Origin of the sequence: Microbacterium sp. (assembly GCF_031988965.1) — a bacterium.
Classification (GTDB): domain Bacteria; phylum Actinomycetota; class Actinomycetes; order Actinomycetales; family Microbacteriaceae; genus Microbacterium.
In genome coordinates this window covers 1-1,457 of record NZ_DALZXX010000284.1, presented here as the reverse complement: position 1 = coordinate 1,457, position 1,457 = coordinate 1, and the positions used below count along the sequence as shown (strand labels likewise).

The 1,457-nt window shown below is 71.2% G+C and carries 1 protein-coding gene and 1 pseudogene; both read right to left on the bottom strand.

Features of this window, described 5'->3' with window-relative positions; translation table 11 throughout:
• Positions 1–259: pseudogene (locus RTM68_RS18770) on the bottom strand (hypothetical protein); the annotation flags it as partial.
• A partial coding sequence (locus RTM68_RS18765; RefSeq protein WP_312173844.1) for a FliI/YscN family ATPase occupies positions 256–1,457 on the bottom strand: 1,202 nt, incomplete at its 5' end. The pseudogene RTM68_RS18770 and the gene RTM68_RS18765, both read right to left, overlap by 4 nt.

The window sequence follows — 1,457 nt, the reverse complement described above, 5'->3', positions numbered from 1 at the left end:
CATCCTCCGCGGTGCGATGCAGCTCGGTGAGCGCCGGCAGATCGCCGAGCGCGCTGCGCCCCGCGGCCCTCGCGGCCGCCATCGCGAGCAGCGTCTGCGCATCACCCACCTGCGCACCGAGATCGGCGAGGCTGGTCCGGACATCCTGCACGGCGGCCTCGGTCCGAGTGCGCTCGGCCGTCGCGCGGGAGAGGCGCTCGGCGGCGACACGTTCCTGGGCGCCGCGCACGCGCAGCAGCCCTGCCAGGGGGAATGTCATGAGGTGAGTCCTCCGAACTCGCTGGTGAGGGCAGTGAGCCGCTGCCACGAATCGTCCACGGTGCTGAGATCGTCCATCCGCTGGGTGAGGAAGCGCGCGATCTCGGGTTCGTGCTCGAGCGCGGCATCGACGAGCGGGTTGGCGCCCTGTCGGTAGGCGCCGATGTCGATGAGGTCGTTCGCGCTGCGACGCGCCGCCAGCACACTGCGCAGCGTCACCGCCTGCTGCCGTTGGGCCTGTGTCGTGATCTTCGAGACCACACGCGACACGGATCCGAGCACATCGACCGCGGGGAAGTGTCCCCGGATCGCGAGTGCCCTGTCGAGCACCACGTGACCGTCGAGGATGCCGCGCGCCGCATCGGCGATCGGCTCATTGTGGTCGTCGCCGTCGACGAGCACCGTGTACAAGCCCGTGATCGAACCGATCTCGCCGGTGCCTGCGCGCTCGAGAAGCCGCGCCAGCACCGAGAACGTCGACGGCGGATAGCCGCGGGTCGCCGGCGGCTCCCCGGCGCTGAGCCCGATCTCGCGCTGCGCCATGGCGACGCGGGTGAGCGAGTCCATCATCAGCACGACGTCGAGACCGTCGTCGCGGAACTGCTCCGCGATGCGGGTCGCGACGAAGGCCGAGCGCAGGCGAGCCATGGCGGGCTGGTCGGAGGTCGCGACCACGACGACCGAGCGCGCGAGCCCCTCGGGCCCGAGGTCGTCTTCGAGGAACTCCCGCACCTCACGGCCACGCTCGCCCACGAGGGCGATCACCGTGACGTCGGCCGACGACCCCCGCGCGATCATCGACATGAGCGACGACTTGCCGACGCCCGAGCCTGCGAAGAGGCCGAGGCGCTGACCGGAACCGACAGGAGTCATGGTGTCGAGAACGCGCACGCCGAGTCCGAGCTGACGATCGATCCGTCGCCGGGTGATGACGCTCGGCGCATCATGATCGAGGGGCACGAGAGGTGCGGTGCGCGGCAGCGGGCCCAGACCGTCGATCGGTCGCCCCAGACCGTCGAGCACCCGTCCGAGCAGTCCGCGGCCGGTCGGCACCTGCAGTGGCGCTCCCGCGTGCCGAACCCGCGCTCGCGCCGTGATGCCGTCGAGCCGGCTGAGCGGCATGCAGCGCGCGGATGCCCCGTCGATGGCGACGATCTCGGCATCGACGGCGCGTCCGTTCATCGTGTCGATGCGCACGC